This is a genomic window from Vibrio sp. N418, from assembly GCF_000222565.1.
Taxonomy (GTDB): Bacteria; Pseudomonadota; Gammaproteobacteria; order Enterobacterales; family Vibrionaceae; genus Vibrio; species Vibrio scophthalmi.
The window spans coordinates 1-2,876 of record NZ_AFWD01000020.1 but is presented as its reverse complement, the minus strand read 5'-3'; the positions used below and the strand labels follow the sequence as shown (position 1 = coordinate 2,876).

The following is a 2,876-nucleotide window of genomic DNA, read 5'->3' as shown; positions in this document are numbered from 1 at the left end:
AACCACCCTGCCTTAAACCTCGCCACATTTAGCACTAAAGCTGACCCAGACTGAAATTGCCAAGCGTTGAGAATCCGTCTTAAATGCTTTGTTATGTAAATTCAGCCACATAAGCCAAAGTTACCACGAAAAACCAAGCCTGTACGACCGAAGAAATAGCCAAAACCAAAGAACCCAACAGTGTTCACGAATTTGCAGAGCCAGCAATGTTACAGACCAAGCTTCAACACGCGAAAAATGGTGATGACCAGCGTTCAAAAATGCTTTTGAATCTGGGAAATCTAACGAAAGAAACCATCAGCAAATGGGGACTTTCGTTAACCTTGCCCTTTCCACACTTTGAGCCCGCAAAACTAACCACGAGCCAACACTGAGACTGAATGAGGAAACTCACGAACCTTGGCATGTTTTACGGCTAATTTGGCAAAGGATAGAGACAGACAGAGCTGATTTTTACGAGGATGAAACCGATGGGTGGAGAGAGCGAATAAACAGAATAATACCGATTTTACCCGCTTTACATAACGCCGCATTAAGTGGTGAACAACGCGACCACTCAAACCTAAACCTTGCCACATTTAGCACTGAAGCCGACCTAGACTGAAACCGCCAAGCGTTGAGAATCCGTCTTAAATGCTTTGTTATGTTTTAGCACAATTCGTTGATTTAATTGGCAAAGAACTGAAGATTTGACCTAGATTTCTGAACCAAATCACAAGCTCGAACTCACTTGACCGCCAGATGCGCCAAACCAGAAACGAGTAAAACCACTTCCCTGATAATGAGGCAACTCGATCAAGCCTCAACAAGCGCCCTTTCTTAGCAAAAGCAGCGCAGAACAATGGCAATTTGCCGACTCAATTGCCAAGGTTATTTGCTAATTGGCAAATACACCCAAAGCGACTTTGAGCCAGAGAAACAAGACGACCAAACCACCCTAAAACCCGAATGAAGCAACCCACGAACCTTGGCATGTTTTACGGGCTGAGAGATTAAAGAACTGGGCGACAATAGTGATTTGCTGAGTCTACTCCCAGCGAATGGCTAAAGGGGCAAAGAACGACTCAAAGGCATTTAAGCCATTGAAATCACATTAAAACATAACGCCGCGTTAAGTGGTGAGCAACGCTACCACTCTACCTAAACCATTGTGACATAATCACTTAACTCAAAGTAAGCGGAAAGTGCCAAGCGTTGGGAATCCGTCTTAAACGCATTGTTATGCTCGTACTTCAACACGATCCCCATGACTTGGAGGAGTAGATGTAACAACGAAATGTAGGTCTGTTTGACCTCGATTACTCAGTTGGTGTGGAGTATCACTTGCCACATGAAAACCTTGATTTTCGAGTAATTCAAAAATTTCCCCGTTTACTTCTAATGTCGCACAACCAGATATAACAAAGAAAAACTGTTCTGACTTCTTGTGGAGGTGACGAACCTCAGAACAACCAGGAGGAACTCGTTCTTGAATTACACTGAGGTTCTGAGACTTAACTAGGTGCCAACCATCGCACTGCTCACCCCATTGATAATGTTCAGAATTTTTCACGGATACTACTGCCAAATTTCCTCCTAGAGCATAACGCCGTGTTAAGGGGCGAAATACGCTACGCCCCAGAACTATAACTTTGTGATTCAACACTTAATTCAAATTTGACGCAAAATCGCCAAGCGTTTTGAGTCCCTCTTAAACACTTTGTTAGTTGTTGCTTTTTGAGACTTACAGAAACTTCTCAATTAAGATCTCATCAACATACACACCACCTACTTTGGCATGTTTCTTAGCCGTACCTACAACTTCAAAACCTTGCTTCAAGTAAGCCGCCAATGCTCGTTCATTATCACTACGAACGTAAGCAAACAACTTTTCATACCCTTTTTGCTTTGCCACTTCAAAAGTCGACTCAAATAGTTTTTTGGAAACACCTTGCCCCTGGCTAGTGCCACCGACAAATGTCCCAATAATCCCAACATGGGCAAACGCTTTAGTATATGATGCAAATGGTTCCACATTCTGAAATCCAACAACCTCAGAATTCTCGGCATTTACTGCAACCGTAAACACACCTTTTTCCGGAAACTGTGCGATAAATTCTTTTTCTTCGTCTACCGAAAACGTGGTATCTAATACAGTGTATAAGCCTTCAACAATGATCGGGTTAAGAACATCTGCGACACCTTGAGCATCATCTAAGATGACTTGTCTTACTACTAAACTCATTCAACTGCACTCCTGTTTTATCGAGGCTCGATTTGTACAGGAGTTGAATATTTTCGGCAACAACTAACGCCGCATTAAGTGGTGAACAACGCGACCACCCAAGCCTAAACCTTGCCACATTTAGCACTGAAGCTGACCCAGGCTGAAATCGCCAAGCGTTGAGAATCCGTCTTAAATGCTTTGTTATGTTTTAGCACAATTCGTTGATTTACTTGGCAAAGAACTGAAGTGTAGACCTAGTTTTCTGAACTAAATCACAACCTAGCACTAGCTTGACCGGCAGATGTGCCAAACCAACAACGAGTAAGCCCACCTCCCTGACAATGAGGCAACTCGACCAAGCCTCAACAAGCGCCCTTTCTTAGCAAAAGCAGCGCAGAACAATGGTGATTTGCCGAGGCTACTGCCAAGGTTATTGGCTGATTGGGAAATACGCCCAAAGCGACTTTGAGCCAAAGAAACAAGGCGACCAAACCACCCGAAAACTAGAATGAAGCAACCCGCGAACCTTGGCATGTTTTACGGGTTAAGGGATTTAAGAATGGATCGATAATAGTGATTTGCTGAGTCTACTCCCAACTAATAGCCAAAGGGACAATGAACGACTCAAAGGCATTTAAGCCATTAAGATCCCATTAAAACATAACGCCGC

General features: G+C 43.4%; 2 protein-coding genes. Both read right to left on the bottom strand.

Features of this window, described 5'->3' with window-relative positions:
* Nucleotides 1-1,219: 1,219 nt before the first annotated feature.
* Nucleotides 1,220-1,567 carry a cupin domain-containing protein gene (locus RH86_RS03150; protein ID WP_038219174.1) on the bottom strand — a complete coding sequence of 116 codons (348 nt, stop codon included), beginning with the start codon at nucleotides 1,565-1,567 and terminating at the stop codon, nucleotides 1,220-1,222.
* A gap of 156 nt (nucleotides 1,568-1,723) precedes the next feature.
* Entirely contained in the window at nucleotides 1,724-2,224 is a 501-nt protein-coding gene (locus RH86_RS03145; protein ID WP_009384938.1) for a GNAT family N-acetyltransferase, read from the bottom strand.
* Between the last annotated feature and the right edge of the window lie 652 nt (nucleotides 2,225-2,876).